Origin of the sequence: Stutzerimonas kunmingensis, assembly GCF_021432085.1 — a bacterium.
Classification (GTDB): domain Bacteria; phylum Pseudomonadota; class Gammaproteobacteria; order Pseudomonadales; family Pseudomonadaceae; genus Stutzerimonas.
In genome coordinates this window covers 163,165-178,540 of the sequence record NZ_CP090366.1, presented here as the reverse complement: position 1 = coordinate 178,540, position 15,376 = coordinate 163,165, and the positions used below count along the sequence as shown (strand labels likewise).

The window sequence follows — 15,376 nt, the reverse complement described above, 5'->3', positions numbered from 1 at the left end:
TGAAGGCTTCGTATCCTAGCACCGGCGGCCGCGGCAAGACCATCGAAGCCCCCGGGCATCGCCTCCGTCTTCACTCAGTGCCCCAACAGGAATCCCATGGAAGACGCCGATCTGAAAGCGCTGACCACCAAGCTGGAGCAGCTGATTCAGCGCATCGAACAGCTCAAGGCGCAGAACCACCTGCTACTGGCCAACGAGCGGAACTGGCGTGAAGAGCGCGCTCATCTGATCGAAAAGAACGAAATGGCCCGCTTGAAGGTCGAATCAATGATTTCGCGCCTGAAAGCCCTGGAGCAGGACTCATGACCCAGCCGAACACCGTCACCGTGCACATCATGGATAAGGAATATTGCATTGCCTGTCCGCCAGAGGAACGCAGCAATCTGGAAGGCGCGGCCCGCTATCTGGATCGCAAGATGCGCGAGATCCGCAGCAGCGGCAAAGTCATCGGCGCCGACCGCGTTGCGGTGATGGCCGCGCTGAACATCACCCACGAATTGTTGCACAAGCATGATCGCCTGGATGCCGAAGCCAACAGCGCGCGCGAGCACGTACGCATGCTGCTGGAGCGCGTCGACAGCGCACTGGCCACCGACCCGAACCCTTCCGGCAACTGATCAACGGCAGCCGGTTTGCGTTATACTCCGCCCAACTCCCTGGCATGTTCGCCAGTCGGCGATGACCCTCTCCCGATAAGCAACACCATGGAGGCTACACGTGGTGCCGGTGTGCATGTCCGCCTGACGGAAAGCCTTAAGGTACTCTGTAGTCGCCACCTTGAACTCTCGGGTTCAAGGGCCTACGCTGGCAGCGGCATGCTGGGGAGCCACTTCTGATGATCGTAGCCGAAGGCCTTTCGCGCCCGGCGCTACGCCGCAAGCTGCGCCACGCTCGACGCCAACTGACACCCGCCCAGCAGCGCCTGGCCGCTCGCCATCTCTATCGGCAGCTGGCTCAGCATCCCTGGTTTCGGCGCGCCCGGCATATCGCCCTGTACCTGCCCAATGATGGCGAAATCGATCCGCGCCTATTGCTGCAAGCGGCTCAGCGCCGCGGCAAGGCAACCTATCTTCCGGTACTCAACCCCTGGCCACGTACGCGCATGGTGTTCCAGCGCATCGAGCCCGGCGAACAGCTGCGCCGCAACCGCTTCGGCATTCCGGAACCCGTGATCCGGGCCGCTCGGCAACGCCGTGTCTGGGCGCTGGACCTGCTGCTCATGCCACTGGTGGGCTTCGACGGAAAGGGCGGACGGCTTGGCATGGGTGGCGGCTTCTATGATCGCAGCCTAGCGTATCGCGCCATGCGCAAAAAAAGTCACAAACCGACATTGTTGGGACTGGCTCATGAATGTCAGCGCGTCGATCGACTGCCGCTGGAGAGCTGGGATGTAGCGCTTCAGGCTACGGTGACGGACCAGGGCTGGTACGCCGGGTGATGGAACGCCGCGTCCATGCGGCACAAGGTCATCGCTGCTGAGCCTGCTGCACCTGAATGACCGGGGCCATGCCGGCCGCGCCATCGTGCTGATCCCACAGACTCTGCGTATAGCCCGTGGTGACTACGCCGAGACCAAAGATAAAGACCAAAATCCACAGAATATCGGGCTTACGTTTCATTTGTGTTCGCCTCCCCCTACCAGGCGAAATGCTTGCGTCGAGTCGATGTGTTTTCGTTCTAGGACTCGATAGGCCACCTTACAGCTGCGGCATTTTCCGTGAAGCGTCGGCACCGCGCAAACAGGTATTGCAGCCGATTGTCGGAGATTTTGCCATCATGGTCTGATCGAACCGTCTGATAGGAGAGCAAGGTTCATGCCTTACTGGCTAATGAAGTCAGAACCCGACGAATTTTCCATCCGGGACCTGAAAAAAATGGGTCACGGACGCTGGGACGGTGTACGCAACTACCAGGCGAGAAACTTCATGCGCCAGATGCAGGAAGGCGATCAGTTCTTCTTCTATCACTCCAGTTGCGCCGAGCCAGGAATCGCCGGCATCGGCAGGATCAGTCGCAGCGCCTATCCCGATCCCACTGCCCTCGACTCTGCCAGCCCCTATCACGATGCCAAGGCTCGCGATGATGCAAATCCGTGGAGCGCGGTCGATGTCGAGTTCGTCGACGCCTTTGCGACACCGTTGAAATTGGCGCGACTGAAAACCGAGCCAGCACTGCACGAACTGGCACTCGTGAAGAAAGGAAGCCGCCTGTCGGTGATGCCGGTCAGCGAAGACGAATGGCAGGCAATCCTGGCGATGCGCTGAGCTACTGGATGATCAGATTGTTGAACAGCAGATCATCCACCAGCGGTTTGCCTTCCTCCTGCTCCAGCACCTCGCGCACCTGGCGCAAGGCTTCCTGACGCAGCTGTTCCTTGGCTTCGGGGCCGCTCAGCGTCTCGTCGGTCTGCTGGGAAAACAGCATCACCAGCTGATGGCGAATCAGCGGCTCGTGATGCTTGACGCGATCCTCCACCTCCTTGCTGGAGATACGCAGCGCAACATCGGCCTTGTAGTACTTCAGTCGCTCGCCGGAGCCGTAGTTGCCAACCATCGCAGGCGTCAGCGCGTAATAGAGTGTCTGCGTGGCGGCGGCGTCTTCGGCCGGCTCCTCAGCCAGCGCGGGCCCAGCCAGGGCGAGGCAGAAAAACATCGAGATGAGGTATTTCACGCGGTACTGCTCCAAGGGATTCCTGCGCCAGCATAACCAGTCGCCGCGGCCCACCCAAGCCTATCGCGCAACCGCCTGCCACTTATACGCCGCCATTACAGTGAACGATGCTGATTGCCTCGCCACGCAGCGCTCCTAGACTGGAAAGTCCTGAGCAGTCGAGCCATCCCATGTCGGGCGGCAAGCGTCCGACCAGTCGAACAAGGAAAAGCGATGAAAGCCGTCCTGTGCAAAAGCTTCGGCCCGCCCGAAAGCCTGGTTGTCGAAGATGCCCCCTCCCCTCAGATCAAGCCGAGCGAGATCCTGCTCGACGTGCATGCCGCCGGGGTGAATTTCCCTGACACGCTGATGATCGAGGGCAAGTATCAGTTCAAGCCGCCGTTCCCGTTCTCGCCCGGCGGCGAGGCGGCCGGCGTGATTGCCGCAGTCGGAGAGAAGGTCAGCCTCCTCAAGGTCGGCGACCGGGTCATGGCGCTCACCGGCTGGGGCAGCTTTGCCGAACAGGTTGCCGTGGCCGGTACCAACGCACTGCCGATCCCGCCGAGCATGGACTTCGACACCGCTGCCGCCTTCAGCATGACCTATGGCACCTCGATGCATGCGCTCAAGCAGCGCGCCAACCTGCAACCCGGCGAGACCTTGCTGGTGCTCGGTGCCTCCGGAGGCGTCGGCCTGGCTGCCGTGGAGATCGGCAAGGCCATGGGCGCGCGAGTCATCGCCGCCGCCTCCAGCGCCGAAAAGCTGGAGGTGGCGAAGAATGCCGGCGCCGACGAGCTGATCAACTACAGCGAAGTCAGCCTCAAGGAGCGCCTGAAGGAACTCACCGGCGGCCAGGGTGTGGATGTCATCTACGATCCGGTGGGCGGCAAGCTGTTCGAGGAAGCCTTCCGCAGCATCGCCTGGAACGGCCGCATGCTGGTGGTGGGTTTCGCCGCCGGTGGCGACATTCCGGCGTTGCCGGCCAACCTGCCGCTGCTCAAGGGTGCCGCACTGATCGGCGTGTTCTGGGGCGCCTTCGCCCAGCGTCAACCGCAGGACAACGCCGCAAATTTCCGTCAGCTGTTCGCCTGGCATGCCGAAGGCAAGCTCAAGCCGCTGGTGTCGCAACGCTTTGCGCTGGAAGAGGCTGGCCAGGCTATCGCCACGCTGGGGCAGCGCAAGGCGGTCGGCAAGCTGGTGGTGCAGGTGCGCTAATGCGCAGAAGGGAAATGCAGGAAGCGTCAGACGCTTCCTGCATGATCCGCATGGATCAGTGGGCGGTGCTGGGGGCTTCGCCGGCGCTCTGCATGCGCGCCATTTCCTGGGCGTAGAGTGCGTCGAAGTTCACCGGAGCCAGCATCAGCGCCGGGAACGAACCGCGGGTCACCAGGCTGTCCAGCGCCTCACGGGCGTACGGGAAGAGGATGTTCGGGCAGAACGCGCCAAGGGTGTGGCTCATCGCAGCCGCTTCCAGACCCTTGATCAGGAAGATCCCGGCCTGCTGCACTTCGGCAATGAAGGCAACTTCTTCGCCGGTCTTCACGGTGACCGAAAGGGTCAGCACGACTTCATGGAAGTCGCCCTCAAGCGCCTTCTGCTTGGTGTTCAGGTCCAGCGCGACACTCGGATTCCATTCCTGACGGAAAATTTCCGGGCTCTTCGGCGCTTCGAAGGACAGGTCGCGGACGTAGATGCGCTGCAGGGAGAACTGCGCGCCCTGTTCGTTCTGCGACGCTGCGCCGCCGTTGTTAGCTTGTTCGGTCATTTCTGCAACCTTCTATCCAGTTGTGCGTGTCGTTTGAATTGTTCGCAGACCCGCGCTGCCGGCCTCAAGCCTGCAGCAACGGGTCGAGACGTCCGGCGCGCTCCAGAGCGTGCAGCTCATCGCAGCCGCCGACGTGCTTGTCGCCGATCCATATCTGCGGCACCGAGGTGCGTCCGGCCTTGCTGGCCATCTCGGCGCGCAGGGACGGGTTGCCATCCACGGGAACTTCCTCGTAGGCGACACACTTGCGATCGAGCAGCGCCTTGGCGCGGATACAGAACGGGCACCAGGCGGTGGTATAGATGACGACGTTGGGCATGATTACTTGACCACTGGCAGATTGTCGCCGCGCCAGCTGGAAATCCCTCCCGACAACTTGGCGGCGGTGAAGCCTGCCTTCTGCAGCTCACGGCAGGCCGTTCCGGCGTGCTGCCCCATGGCGTCGACCACGATGATGGTCTTGGCCTTGTGCTTTTCCAGCTCGCCTGTGCGGCTGACCAGCTTCTCGTAGGGAATGTTCAATGCATCGACGATATGACCGGCGTCGAACTCCTTCTTGACGCGCACGTCCAACACCACGCCCTCGCCACTGTTGACCAGTGCCGTCAGTTCGCGATTACTCAGGCTCTTGCCACCCTTGCGGGTCTCGGTGATGAACAGAAGGATCAACAGCACCACGAACAGGCTGCTGAGTACATAGTGGTTAGAGACAAATTCAATCAGGTTAGCGAGCATCAACGGGTACCCGGACGATAAAATGCGGGCCAGTATACACAGCCCCTCCTACCGGCTGAACCCTGATGATTCGTGACCTCGCCCCGGCCAGCCAGTAGACTGGCTGCCCTTTTCCGCCCCCGTGCAAGGAGCCCGAAAGCATGTCCGTCGCACCCACCGCCACGCCCAAACCCCTGGTACTGATCATTCTCGATGGCTTCGGGCACAGCGACAGTCCGGACTTCAACGCCATCCACGCCGCCCGCAAGCCGGTCTACGATCGCCTGCTGGCCAGCCAGCCGCACGGATTGATCTCTGGCAGCGGCATGGATGTCGGTCTGCCGGACGGGCAGATGGGCAACTCCGAGGTCGGCCACATGAACCTGGGCGCCGGGCGTGTGGTGTATCAGGACTTCACCCGGGTGACCAAGGCGATCCGCGACGGCGAGTTCTTTGCCAACCCGACCATCTGTGCCGCCGTCGACAAGGCCGCGGGGGCCGGCAAGGCGGTGCACATCCTCGGCCTGCTTTCCGACGGTGGCGTGCACAGCCATCAGGATCATCTGGTCGCCATGGCCGAGCTGGCGGCCCAGCGCGGCGCCGAGAAGATCTACCTGCATGCCTTCCTCGACGGCCGCGACACCCCGCCGAAGAGCGCACAGCACTCCATCGAACTGCTCCAGGCCACCTTCACGCGCCTGGGCAAGGGCCGTATCGCCAGCCTGATCGGCCGCTACTTCGCCATGGACCGCGACAACCGCTGGGATCGCGTACAACAGGCCTACGAGCTGATCGTCGAGGGCAAGGCCGAGTACCGCTCCGACTACGCCGTGGATGGCCTGATCGCCGCCTACGAGCGTGGCGAAAGCGACGAATTCGTCAAGGCGACCACCATCGGCGAACCGGTGCGCGTCGAGGATGGCGACGCCGTAGTGTTCATGAACTTCCGTGCCGACCGCGCCCGCGAGCTGACCCGTTGCTTCGTCGAACCCGGCTTCAATGAATTCGAACGCGCCCGAGTGCCGCAACTGGCCGAGTTCGTCATGCTCACCCAGTACGCCGCGAGCATTCCAGCGCCGGCAGCCTTCGCCCCGGAAGCACTGACCAACGTGCTCGGCGAGTACCTGGCCAACAACGGCAAGACCCAGCTGCGCATCGCCGAAACCGAGAAATACGCCCACGTCACCTTCTTCTTCTCCGGCGGCCGCGAAGAGCCCTTCCCCGGCGAAGAGCGCATTCTGATCCCCTCGCCTCAGGTCGCCACCTACGACCTGAAACCCGAGATGAGCGCGCCCGAGGTCACCGATCGTATCGTCGATGCCATCGAAAACCAGCGCTACGACGTTATCGTGGTCAACTACGCCAACGGCGACATGGTCGGTCATACCGGCGTGTTCGATGCCGCGGTCAAGGCGGTGGAATGCCTGGACAGCTGCGTCGGGCGGATCGTCGAGGCGCTGGACAAGGTCGGTGGCGAAGCGCTGCTGACCGCCGACCACGGCAACGTCGAACAGATGGAAGACGTCATGACGGGCCAGGCGCACACCGCGCATACCTGTGAGCCAGTGCCTTTCATCTATATAGGCAAGCGCAACGTCTCGATCCGCGAAGGCGGCGTGCTGGCCGATGTCGCGCCAACCATGCTGACCCTGCTCGGCATGCCGGTACCGCCGGAGATGACCGGTCGCTCGATCGTCGAGCTGAGCTGATCGAGCCGGGCGGGAAGCGGCTGGCGCCACCCGCCGTTTCCCGCTACAGGCTTCAAGCTTCCAGCTTGCTTTTTAGGCATACTACGTCGGTCATAACGCTCGGTTGACGCCCTCCAATGCCTCGTACCTTTCTCGCCCTCGCCTTCCTCTGCCTGCTCGGTCCCGCCGTGGCGGACGAACGTGCCGCAGCGCGGCAGCAGATCGAAGCCGCTCGCCAGGACATTGCCGAACTGCAGAAACTGCTCAAGCAGATCGAGCAGGAGAAATCCGGCGTTCAGAAGCAGCTGAAGACCACCGAAAGCGAGATGGGTCAGCTGGAAAAGCAGGTCGACACCCTGCAGCAGGAGATCGACCGCAGCGAGGCGGAGCTGGAACGCCTGAACGAGGAGAAAACCACCCTCGAAGGCGCACGTCTGGAGCAGCAGCGCCTGATCGGGCTGCAGGCCCGCGCCGCCTATCAGAATGGGAGGCAGGAATACCTCAAGCTGCTGCTCAACCAGCAAAACCCGGAAAAATTCAGCCGCACCATCACCTATTACGACTACCTGAACAAGGCGCGCCTCGAACAGCTCGACAGCTTCAACGAGACCCTGCGCCAACTGGCCGGAGTCGAGACTGACATCGAAGCGCAGCAGAACCTTCTGGCGGAAAAGAAGGACGGCCTGCTGGAGCGGCGCGAGCAACTCGCCGAGGTGCGCAAGGAGCGACAGCAAACGCTGGCCAAGCTCAACAGCGACCTGTCCAGCCGCGAACAGAAGCTGCAGGCCCGCCGTCAGGAGCAGGCCCAGTTCGAACGGGTACTCAAGACCATCGAGGAAACTCTGGCGCGCCAGGCTCGCGAAGCCGAGGAAGCCCGGCAACGCGAACTGCTTGCCGAGCGCCAGCGTCAGGAGCAACAACAATCCCGGCCCGGCGCCAGCACTGCGCCGAGCGGCCCATTGGTTTCCAGTGCCGGCGGCAACTTCGGCGGCCCGTTCGCCAAGGCCAAGGGCAAGCTGCCATGGCCGGTGGATGGACGTCTCGTCGCCCGCTATGGCACTCCGCGCGGCGGCGACGCTCGAACCAAGTGGGACGGCGTACTGATCGGCGCCAGCGTCGGTACTCAGGTCCGCGCCGTCCATGGCGGACGCGTAGTGTTCGCCGACTGGCTGCGCGGCGCTGGACTGCTGGTAATCCTCGACCATGGCAATGGTTATCTGAGCCTGTATGGCCACAACCAGAGCCTGCTGCGCGACGCCGGCGATATCGTCAAGGCCGGCGACGCAATTGCCACGGTAGGCACCAGCGGCGGCCAGGAAACTGCCGCACTGTATTTCGCCATTCGCCAGCAGGGGCGCCCCAGCGATCCTGCCCAATGGTGCCGCGCGCAAGGTTAGCGATCAGCGGCGTTCGGTCCTGCCGAGCCGCCCGCACCACCAAGCGCGCCCTCTCATAATTGGAGTTCGACATGTTGCACCTGCGCCGTTTCGCCCGCCCATCCACGCTCGCCCTGGCCGTATTGCTGGGGATGCAGGGCGGCGCATGGGCCCAGCAGCCCATGGAGGAGGCCGCGGCGCCAAGTGCCAGTGCCAAAGCCCCGCTGCCGCTGGAGGAACTGCGCACCTTTGCCGAGGTACTGGACCGTATCAAGGCTGCCTATGTCGAACCAGTGGATGACAAGACCCTGCTGGAAAATGCCATCAAAGGCATGCTCAGCAATCTCGATCCTCATTCCGCCTATCTCGAGCCCGAAGCGTTCGCCGAGCTGCAGGAAAGCACCAGCGGCGAATTCGGTGGTCTCGGCATCGAAGTCGGCATGGAAGACGGCTTCATCAAGGTCGTTTCACCGATCGACGATACCCCGGCGTCCAAGGCCGGCATCGAAGCCGGCGACCTGATCGTCAAGATCGATGGCCAGCCGACCAAGGGGCTGTCGATGATGGACGCCATCGGCAAGATGCGCGGCAAGCCGGGCAGCAGCATCAGCCTGACGCTGGTGCGCGAAGGCGGCCAGCCGTTCGACGTGAAGCTGACCCGCGCGGTCATCAAGGTGCGCAGCGTCCGCAGCCAGATCCTGGAGCCGGGCTACGGCTACCTGCGCGTCACTCAGTTCCAGGTCAACTCCGGCGAGGAAGTGGGCAAGGCGCTGGCGAAGCTGAAGAAGGACAACGACGGCAAGAAGCTCAACGGCCTGGTCCTCGACCTGCGCAACAACCCCGGTGGCGTGCTGCAGGCGGCTGTCGAGATTTCCGACCACTTCCTGACCAAGGGCCTGATCGTCTACACCGAGGGTCGCATCGCCAATTCCGAGCTGCGCTTCAACGCCGACCCGGCCGATGCCAGCGAAGGCGTACCGCTGGTGGTGCTGATCAACGGCGGCAGCGCCTCGGCCTCGGAGATCGTCGCTGGCGCGCTGCAGGATCACAAGCGCGGTGTGGTGATGGGCACCGACAGCTTCGGCAAGGGCTCGGTACAGACCGTGCTGCCGCTGAACAACGATCGTGCACTGAAGCTGACTACCGCGCTGTACTACACCCCCAACGGCCGCTCGATCCAGGCCCAGGGCATTGAGCCGGACATCAAGGTCGAGCGTGCCAAGCTGACCCGCGAGCAGGCCGCCGATGGCTTCCGCGAGGCAGATCTTGCTGGCCACTTGGGCAACGGCAACGGCGGTCCGGACCGTCCCACCGCCACCCAGATCGCCAGCGACTCGCCGCGCCCGCAGGACGATGACTACCAGCTCGGTCAGGCCCTGAATCTGCTCAAGGGATTGAACCTCACCCGCGGCCAGTGAAGATGTCAGGCTGGGTAGCAGGGCTGGCGCTGCTGATGTTGCTCGCCAGCCAGGCGCTGTATGCCAGCGAGCCCGCAGCCACGCCGGACCATGTCCCGCGACCGCGGTTGACCCTGATAATCGACGACCTCGGGCAGAACCCGGCACGCGACCGCCGAGTGCTGCAACTGCCGGGGCCGGTCGCGCTGGCGATCCTTCCCGACACCCGCCATGCAGCCGACCTTGCCGAGCAGGCCCATCGCGCCGGCAAAACGGTCATGCTGCACATGCCGATGGCGCCTGCCCAAGGCCGTTTCGCCTGGCATCCCCAACTACCTCATGACGAACTGGCGCGCCGTCTCGACGCAGCGCTTGCGGCGGTACCGCATGCCAGCGGGCTGAACAACCACATGGGCAGCGCCATGACCGATCAGATACAGGCCATGACCTGGCTGATGGGCGAACTGCAGCGCCGCCACCTGTTCTTTCTCGACAGCCGCACCAGCCCGCGCACCGTGGCCGCCGCCAGCGCCCAACGCACGGCACTGGCCAGCCTGTCTCGGGACATCTTTCTCGATGACGACCCTTCACCGTCCGCGGTAGCCGAACGCTTTCACGCGGCAGTCGCGCTGGCGCGCAAGCAAGGCTCGGTCGTCATCATCGGTCATCCCCACGAGAGCACGCTGGCCGTGCTCGAACGCGAACTGCCGCGACTCTCGGCGCAGGGCATCGAATGGGTCGATGTCGGGCAGATGATCGCCACCCGCAGCAACCGCGCGATGGCCGCCCACGGTCGTGGCGGCGTCTACCGCTGAGCTTCAGAGATAGCGGCGCAGCATCGCATCCAGCGCCCGCTGCAGACGCTCAACCACCTCGTCCGGTGTCGCCCGGTTGAGCGCGAGGAACAGCCGCGCTTCATTGAAACGCAGCACCGGTTTCAGACCGGTCACACCTTCCAGCTTGGCCAGGTAGGGTCCGACCGGATCGGCGGTAGCCCAGACGTCGATCTGACCCTTGAGCAGCTTGCCGATGTTCTCCTGATCAAGCAGCGAGTTGATCGGCGCCAGGCCCTTGCCCTCCAGATGCTGGCTGACCGCATCGTTCTTGTAGGCACCGATGCGCAGGTCGCGTGCCTGCTCCAGTCCGGTCAGGCGCAGAGGACTGTCGGCGGGCGCCAGCAGCACCCAGCTGATGCTCGCCAACGGGCCGACCCATTTGAACTGCTGCTCGCGCTCGGCCGTGAAGGTGGTGGAGAACAGCCCCTGATCCGGCTGTTCGAGCACCTGCTTGTAGATGCGATCCCAGGGAAAGCGCAGGGTCAGCTCGTAGCGGATATTCGTGCGGCGGAACATCTCGCGCACGATGTCGGCGTTGATGCCGTGGATGCGCGCGTCGGCGGCGTAGTTCTTGCCGTCCTCGGCCATGTTGAATGGTGGAAAATTCTCGGTCAGCAGCACGACTCGGTAGTCGTCAGGCAGCGCGGCGTGCGCATGAGCGCAGAGCAGCAGCAAGACGACGGCAATGATTCGCTTGAACATGGATCGCTCCCTTCTTCTCGATTCCCTGGCCCACCCCTCCGCGAGCCAGAGCCGGGGGCTGTCCAAAGCAAGATGCGAACCAGCGAAGCGCCACGGCGCCAGCAGCTGAGCGCCCGCTGAATCAGGGAAGCGTGCATGCGCCACGACCGCGCGAGCAGGAGGATCGGTGCACGCTACTGGCGCACCGCCATCACTCGAGAAAGTCGGCGCAGAAGATGCGCCGACCTGGGAAGGCTCAGAGGTAGCGCGCGTTGATCTCGTCGATCACACCTTCGCTACGCATCTGGTCGAGCGCTTTCTGCAGCTTCTGCACCGTCTCATCGGCGACCTGCTTGTTCAGCGCCAGGTACAGCTCGGCACTGTCGAAACGCAGCACGCGCTTGAGTCCGGTCACGCCGTCCTGGCGGGCGAGGTAGCGGCCAGCGGGATCACCAGTGGCCCACAGGTCGATCTTGCCGTCGATCAGCTTCTTCACGTTCTCCTGATCGCGCAGGGCGAGCTGCGGCTGCAGCCCCTGACCGTCCAGGTGCTCGGCAATGGCATCACCCTTGTAGGCGCCGATGTTGTACTGGCGCGCCTGATCCAGGCTGGTCAGGTTGATCGGACTGTCGCCACGAGCCAGCAACACCCAGTCGTCCGGGCCGATGGGACCAACCCACTTGAACAGCTCTTCGCGCTCGGGCAGGCGCGCCGTGACGAAAACCCCGTAGTTCGGCTGCTCCAGCGCCATGCCGTAGATACGCTCCCAGGGGAAGCGCAGCGTCAAGGTGTAGTCGATGCCGGCACGCTTGAACATCTCGCGCACGATGTCCGCGGCGATCCCGGTGATGTGCTCGTCACGCGCGAAGTTCTTGCCATCGTCCGCCATGTTGTAGGGCGGGAAATTCTCGGTCAGCAGATTGATCTTGTCTGGCGCCTGAGCGTGCGCCAGCGTAGCGCCCAGCAGCAAAGCTGCGGCGATGGTAGAGATTGTCTTGCGCATGTGTGTACCCCCTGAGTACTTATCCGCAACAGCCGCGGACGTGTCCATGTTTCGAGAGCGAAGCCTTTCGCTCTGCCGGCAACGCGATCAGCGCATCACGATGCCGCGGGCGGCCAGATAGGCCTTGGCTTCCGGAATCGTGTATTCGCCGAAGTGGAAGATGCTCGCGGCGAGCACCGCATCGGCCTTGCCTTCGAGGATGCCATCGGCCAGGTGCTGCAGATTGCCGACGCCACCGGAGGCGATCACCGGGATGCACAGCGCTTCGCTGATGGCCCGGGTGACGCCCAGGTCGTAGCCGCTCTTCACGCCGTCCTGATCCATGCTGGTCAGCAGGATTTCGCCAGCGCCGAGGTCTTCCATCTTCTTCGCCCAGGCCACCGCATCCAGGCCGGTGGGCTTGCGCCCGCCATGGGTGAAGATTTCCCAGCGACCCGGCTCGCCCGGCGCGGAGACCTTCTTCGCATCGATGGCGACGACGATGCATTGCGAGCCGAAACGGTCCGCGGCCTCGCCAACGAAGTCCGGATTGAACACCGCGGCGGTATTGATCGAGACCTTGTCGGCGCCGGCATTGAGCAGGTTGCGGATGTCCTGCACGCTGCGCACGCCGCCGCCCACGGTCAGCGGGATGAACACCTGGCTGGCCATGCGCTCGACGGTGTGCAGAGTGGTGTCACGGTTGTCGACGCTGGCGGTGATGTCGAGGAAGGTGATCTCGTCGGCGCCCTGCTCGTCGTAGCGGCGGGCGATTTCCACCGGGTCGCCGGCGTCGCGAATGTTCTCGAACTGGACGCCCTTGACCACGCGGCCGTTGTCCACGTCGAGGCAGGGAATGATGCGTTTGGCCAGGGCCATGGCTTTCTCCGAAAGCGGCTTATTCAAGCCGCAGGCTTCAAGCTGCAGGTAGCGTGTAGGGTGGATCGCGCTTCACCGATCCACCGCAGTTCAGCGAATCACTCGTCCTTGTACTTCAGGTCGCAGAGCGCCTGCGCCTCGGCGACGTCGAGCGTGCCTTCGTAGATCGCCCGGCCGGTGATGGCGCCGACGATACCCGGCGTGTTGGTATCGAGCAGCTTCTGGATGTCGCCGATGTTATGGATGCCGCCGGAGGCGATCACCGGGATGCGGCTGGCGTTGGCCAGCGCCACGGTCGCCTCGACGTTGCAGCCCTGCATCATGCCGTCCTTGGCGATGTCGGTATAGACGATCGCCGCGACGCCATCGGCCTCGAAGCGGCGCGCCAGGTCGACGGCCTGCACGCTGGAGACTTCGGCCCAGCCATCGGTGGCGACGAAGCCGTCCTTCGCATCCAGGCCAACGATGACCTTGCCCGGAAAGGCGCGGCAGGCCTCGGTAACGAACTCCGGCTCTTTGACCGCCTTGGTACCGATGATCACGTAGCTGACGCCGGCGCGCACGTAGTGCTCGATGGTTTCCAGGGTGCGGATGCCGCCACCGATCTGGATCGGCAGGTCCGGGTAGCGCTTGGCGATGGCGGTGACCACCTCGCCGTTGACCGGCTGGCCTTCGAAGGCGCCGTTGAGGTCGACCAGGTGCAGGCGACGGCAGCCGGCCTCGACCCACTTGGCGGCCATGGCCACCGGGTCGTCGGAAAACACCGTGGCATCGTCCATCAGGCCCTGGCGCAGACGCACGCAGGCACCGTCCTTCAGATCGATAGCGGGAATAATCAGCATGGCTTGAACCTGTTCAAATCAAGTGTCGGTTAAGGGTCAGCTCTTCTCGAGCGCCCACAAGTCGCTTTCGATGCTCTCGAACCGTTCCTTCAGGTGGCTCTGCACGTCGAAGATCGCCTTGTTGTAATACAGCGGCGCGATTTCCCGGGCGAACAGATCGAGCACTTCCTGCGCCTCGAACGAGCCCAGCTCGAGTTCGAAGCGGTCTTGCAGAAAGCGCTTGATGACCTGTTGCGCCGCCTGCTCCTGAGCGGCATCCAGCGTCAAAACCGGCGGCTTGAGCTTGGCCCGGCTCATTTACCAGCGACCATCCCAGGCGGCGAAGTTCTGCAGGAGCTGCAGGCCGTGGGTGTGGCTCTTCTCCGGATGGAACTGCACGGCGAAGCGCGAGCCATCGGCCAGCGCGGCGGCGAAGTCGTTGCCGTAATGGCCGCGACCGACCACCTGGCGCGGATTGCCGGCCTCGATGTAGTAGCTGTGCACGAAATAGAAGCGCCCATTGTCCGGAATCGCGTGCCAGAGCGGGTGGTCGACCACCTGCTTGACCTCGTTCCAGCCCATGTGCGGCACCTTCAGATGCTCGCCGTCCTCGTGCAGGTCCTTGCCGAAGAAGCGCACCTGGCCGGGGAACAGACCGATGCAATCGACACCTTCGTTCTCCTCGCTGCGCTCCATCAGCGCCTGCATGCCGACGCAGATACCGAGGAACGGGCGATCCTGGCTGACTTCGCGAACCAGTTCGTCGAAGCCCAGCCGGCGGATCTCGGCCATGCAGTCGCGAATCGCGCCGACGCCGGGAAACACCACGCGGTCGGCCTCACGGATGACCTGCGCATCGCTGGTGATCAGCACGCGGCCAGCGCCGACGTGTTCCAGCGCCTTGGCCACCGAGTGCAGGTTGCCCATGCCGTAGTCGATGACGGCAACGGTCTGCATTACAGGCACCCTTTGGTGGACGGCATCTGCCCGGCCATGCGCGGATCGAGTTCGACAGCCATGCGCAGCGCGCGGCCGAAGGCCTTGAACACGGTTTCGATCTGGTGGTGGGTGTTGATGCCGCGCAGGTTGTCGATGTGCAGGGTCACCAGGGCGTGATTGACGAAGCCCTGGAAGAATTCCTGGAACAGATCGACGTCGAACTTGCCGACCACCGCGCGGGTGTAGGGCACGTTCATGGTCAGCCCCGGGCGCCCGGAGAAGTCGATCACCACGCGCGACAGCGCCTCGTCCAGCGGTACGTAGGAATGCCCGTAGCGGGTCATGCCCTTCTTGTCGCCGATGGCTTTGGTGAAGGCCTGGCCGAGGGTGATGCCGACGTCCTCGACGGTGTGGTGGTCATCGATGTGCAGGTCGCCGTTGCACTCTATATCCAGGTCGATCAGCCCGTGACGGGCGATCTGGTCGAGCATGTGCTCCAGGAAGGGCACGCCGATGGCGAAGCGCGCCTTGCCGGTGCCATCCAGATTGATGGTGACCTTGACCTGGGTTTCCAGGGTGTTGCGCTCTACGTAAGCCGTACGTTCGGACATCAACAGCTCCGCTGATCGTGGGCGAAAAGGGGCACATT

21 protein-coding genes and 1 other RNA gene are annotated in these 15,376 nt (G+C 63.6%); 10 read left to right on the top strand and 12 right to left on the bottom strand.

Annotated features, from left to right (window positions below; all coding sequences use genetic code 11):
- Positions 1 to 96 precede the first annotated feature (96 nt).
- From LW136_RS00930 to LW136_RS00915, 4 genes are all read left to right on the top strand, one after another.
- Positions 97 to 306, top strand: coding sequence for a TIGR02449 family protein (locus LW136_RS00930; RefSeq protein WP_003303302.1), 210 nt, complete (start codon positions 97 to 99; stop codon positions 304 to 306).
- Positions 303 to 617 carry a cell division protein ZapA gene (locus LW136_RS00925; protein WP_003303305.1) on the top strand — a complete coding sequence of 105 codons (315 nt, stop codon included), beginning with the start codon at positions 303 to 305 and terminating at the stop codon, positions 615 to 617. Before LW136_RS00930 ends, LW136_RS00925 begins: the two co-directional genes overlap by 4 nt.
- A 33-nt stretch (positions 618 to 650) precedes the next feature.
- Positions 651 to 829, top strand: a non-coding RNA gene (ssrS, locus tag LW136_RS00920) — 6S RNA.
- Positions 830 to 835: 6 nt separating this feature from the next.
- Complete coding sequence (locus tag LW136_RS00915) at positions 836 to 1,438, top strand: 5-formyltetrahydrofolate cyclo-ligase (protein ID WP_125897337.1); 603 nt, start codon at positions 836 to 838, stop codon at positions 1,436 to 1,438.
- A gap of 28 nt (positions 1,439 to 1,466) precedes the next feature.
- Here LW136_RS00915 and LW136_RS00910 read toward each other — a convergent pair whose 3' ends face one another.
- Complete coding sequence (locus tag LW136_RS00910; RefSeq protein WP_014818647.1) at positions 1,467 to 1,619, bottom strand: hypothetical protein; 153 nt, start codon at positions 1,617 to 1,619, stop codon at positions 1,467 to 1,469.
- Between the two features lie 195 nt (positions 1,620 to 1,814).
- Here LW136_RS00910 and LW136_RS00905 point away from each other — a divergent pair, with 195 nt between their 5' ends.
- Positions 1,815 to 2,264 (top strand): EVE domain-containing protein, encoded by a 450-nt coding sequence (locus tag LW136_RS00905; protein ID WP_234174455.1) that lies wholly within the window; start codon positions 1,815 to 1,817, stop codon positions 2,262 to 2,264.
- A 1-nt stretch (position 2,265) separates the two neighbouring features.
- Here LW136_RS00905 and LW136_RS00900 read toward each other — a convergent pair whose 3' ends face one another.
- Positions 2,266 to 2,652 (bottom strand): flagellar basal body-associated FliL family protein, encoded by a 387-nt coding sequence (locus LW136_RS00900; RefSeq protein ID WP_230697652.1) that lies wholly within the window; start codon positions 2,650 to 2,652, stop codon positions 2,266 to 2,268.
- Positions 2,653 to 2,883: 231 nt separating this feature from the next.
- Here LW136_RS00900 and LW136_RS00895 point away from each other — a divergent pair, with 231 nt between their 5' ends.
- Positions 2,884 to 3,864: an NADPH:quinone oxidoreductase family protein gene (locus LW136_RS00895; RefSeq protein ID WP_234174454.1), complete on the top strand. Its 981-nt coding sequence runs from the start codon at positions 2,884 to 2,886 to the stop codon at positions 3,862 to 3,864.
- A gap of 55 nt (positions 3,865 to 3,919) precedes the next feature.
- Here LW136_RS00895 and secB read toward each other — a convergent pair whose 3' ends face one another.
- The 3 genes from secB to LW136_RS00880 form a co-directional block, all read right to left on the bottom strand.
- The gene (gene secB, locus LW136_RS00890; RefSeq protein ID WP_014818643.1) at positions 3,920 to 4,414 is read right to left on the bottom strand and encodes a protein-export chaperone SecB; all 495 of its coding nucleotides are present in this window, start codon (positions 4,412 to 4,414) and stop codon (positions 3,920 to 3,922) included.
- 64 nt (positions 4,415 to 4,478) lie between these two features.
- The gene (gene grxC, locus LW136_RS00885; RefSeq protein WP_234174453.1) at positions 4,479 to 4,733 is read right to left on the bottom strand and encodes a glutaredoxin 3; all 255 of its coding nucleotides are present in this window, start codon (positions 4,731 to 4,733) and stop codon (positions 4,479 to 4,481) included.
- A gap of 2 nt (positions 4,734 to 4,735) precedes the next feature.
- The gene (locus LW136_RS00880) at positions 4,736 to 5,149 is read right to left on the bottom strand and encodes a rhodanese-like domain-containing protein (protein ID WP_014818641.1); all 414 of its coding nucleotides are present in this window, start codon (positions 5,147 to 5,149) and stop codon (positions 4,736 to 4,738) included.
- Between the two features lie 140 nt (positions 5,150 to 5,289).
- Here LW136_RS00880 and gpmI point away from each other — a divergent pair, with 140 nt between their 5' ends.
- The 4 genes from gpmI to LW136_RS00860 all read left to right on the top strand — a co-directional run bounded on the left by gpmI (position 5,290) and on the right by LW136_RS00860 (position 10,404).
- Entirely contained in the window at positions 5,290 to 6,837 is a 1,548-nt protein-coding gene (gpmI, locus tag LW136_RS00875; protein WP_234174451.1) for a 2,3-bisphosphoglycerate-independent phosphoglycerate mutase, read from the top strand.
- A gap of 116 nt (positions 6,838 to 6,953) precedes the next feature.
- Entirely contained in the window at positions 6,954 to 8,213 is a 1,260-nt protein-coding gene (locus tag LW136_RS00870; RefSeq protein ID WP_023444019.1) for a murein hydrolase activator EnvC family protein, read from the top strand.
- Between the two features lie 71 nt (positions 8,214 to 8,284).
- Positions 8,285 to 9,610, top strand: a complete 1,326-nt coding sequence (locus LW136_RS00865; RefSeq protein WP_014818638.1) for a S41 family peptidase — start codon at positions 8,285 to 8,287, stop codon at positions 9,608 to 9,610.
- Positions 9,611 to 9,612: 2 nt separating this feature from the next.
- Positions 9,613 to 10,404 carry a divergent polysaccharide deacetylase family protein gene (locus tag LW136_RS00860; protein ID WP_376779852.1) on the top strand — a complete coding sequence of 264 codons (792 nt, stop codon included), beginning with the start codon at positions 9,613 to 9,615 and terminating at the stop codon, positions 10,402 to 10,404.
- A 3-nt stretch (positions 10,405 to 10,407) separates the two neighbouring features.
- Here LW136_RS00860 and LW136_RS00855 read toward each other — a convergent pair whose 3' ends face one another.
- The 7 genes from LW136_RS00855 to hisB form a co-directional block, all read right to left on the bottom strand.
- Positions 10,408 to 11,127: a substrate-binding periplasmic protein gene (locus tag LW136_RS00855; RefSeq protein WP_234174447.1), complete on the bottom strand. Its 720-nt coding sequence runs from the start codon at positions 11,125 to 11,127 to the stop codon at positions 10,408 to 10,410.
- A 235-nt stretch (positions 11,128 to 11,362) separates the two neighbouring features.
- On the bottom strand, positions 11,363 to 12,109 hold the full coding sequence (locus tag LW136_RS00850) for a substrate-binding periplasmic protein (protein ID WP_014818635.1): 747 nt from the start codon (positions 12,107 to 12,109) through the stop codon (positions 11,363 to 11,365).
- A gap of 87 nt (positions 12,110 to 12,196) precedes the next feature.
- Positions 12,197 to 12,967, bottom strand: a complete 771-nt coding sequence (gene hisF, locus LW136_RS00845; protein WP_014818634.1) for an imidazole glycerol phosphate synthase subunit HisF — start codon at positions 12,965 to 12,967, stop codon at positions 12,197 to 12,199.
- A 98-nt stretch (positions 12,968 to 13,065) separates the two neighbouring features.
- Positions 13,066 to 13,809, bottom strand: coding sequence for a 1-(5-phosphoribosyl)-5-[(5-phosphoribosylamino)methylideneamino]imidazole-4-carboxamide isomerase (gene hisA, locus LW136_RS00840; protein ID WP_234174446.1), 744 nt, complete (start codon positions 13,807 to 13,809; stop codon positions 13,066 to 13,068).
- Between the two features lie 36 nt (positions 13,810 to 13,845).
- Complete coding sequence (locus LW136_RS00835) at positions 13,846 to 14,106, bottom strand: DUF2164 domain-containing protein (RefSeq protein ID WP_041108768.1); 261 nt, start codon at positions 14,104 to 14,106, stop codon at positions 13,846 to 13,848.
- Positions 14,107 to 14,745, bottom strand: a complete 639-nt coding sequence (gene hisH, locus LW136_RS00830) for an imidazole glycerol phosphate synthase subunit HisH (RefSeq protein ID WP_015275172.1) — start codon at positions 14,743 to 14,745, stop codon at positions 14,107 to 14,109. It abuts the gene before it with no gap.
- Positions 14,745 to 15,338 (bottom strand): imidazoleglycerol-phosphate dehydratase HisB, encoded by a 594-nt coding sequence (gene hisB / locus LW136_RS00825; protein ID WP_003282885.1) that lies wholly within the window; start codon positions 15,336 to 15,338, stop codon positions 14,745 to 14,747. Before hisB ends, hisH begins: the two co-directional genes overlap by 1 nt.
- Between the last annotated feature and the right edge of the window lie 38 nt (positions 15,339 to 15,376).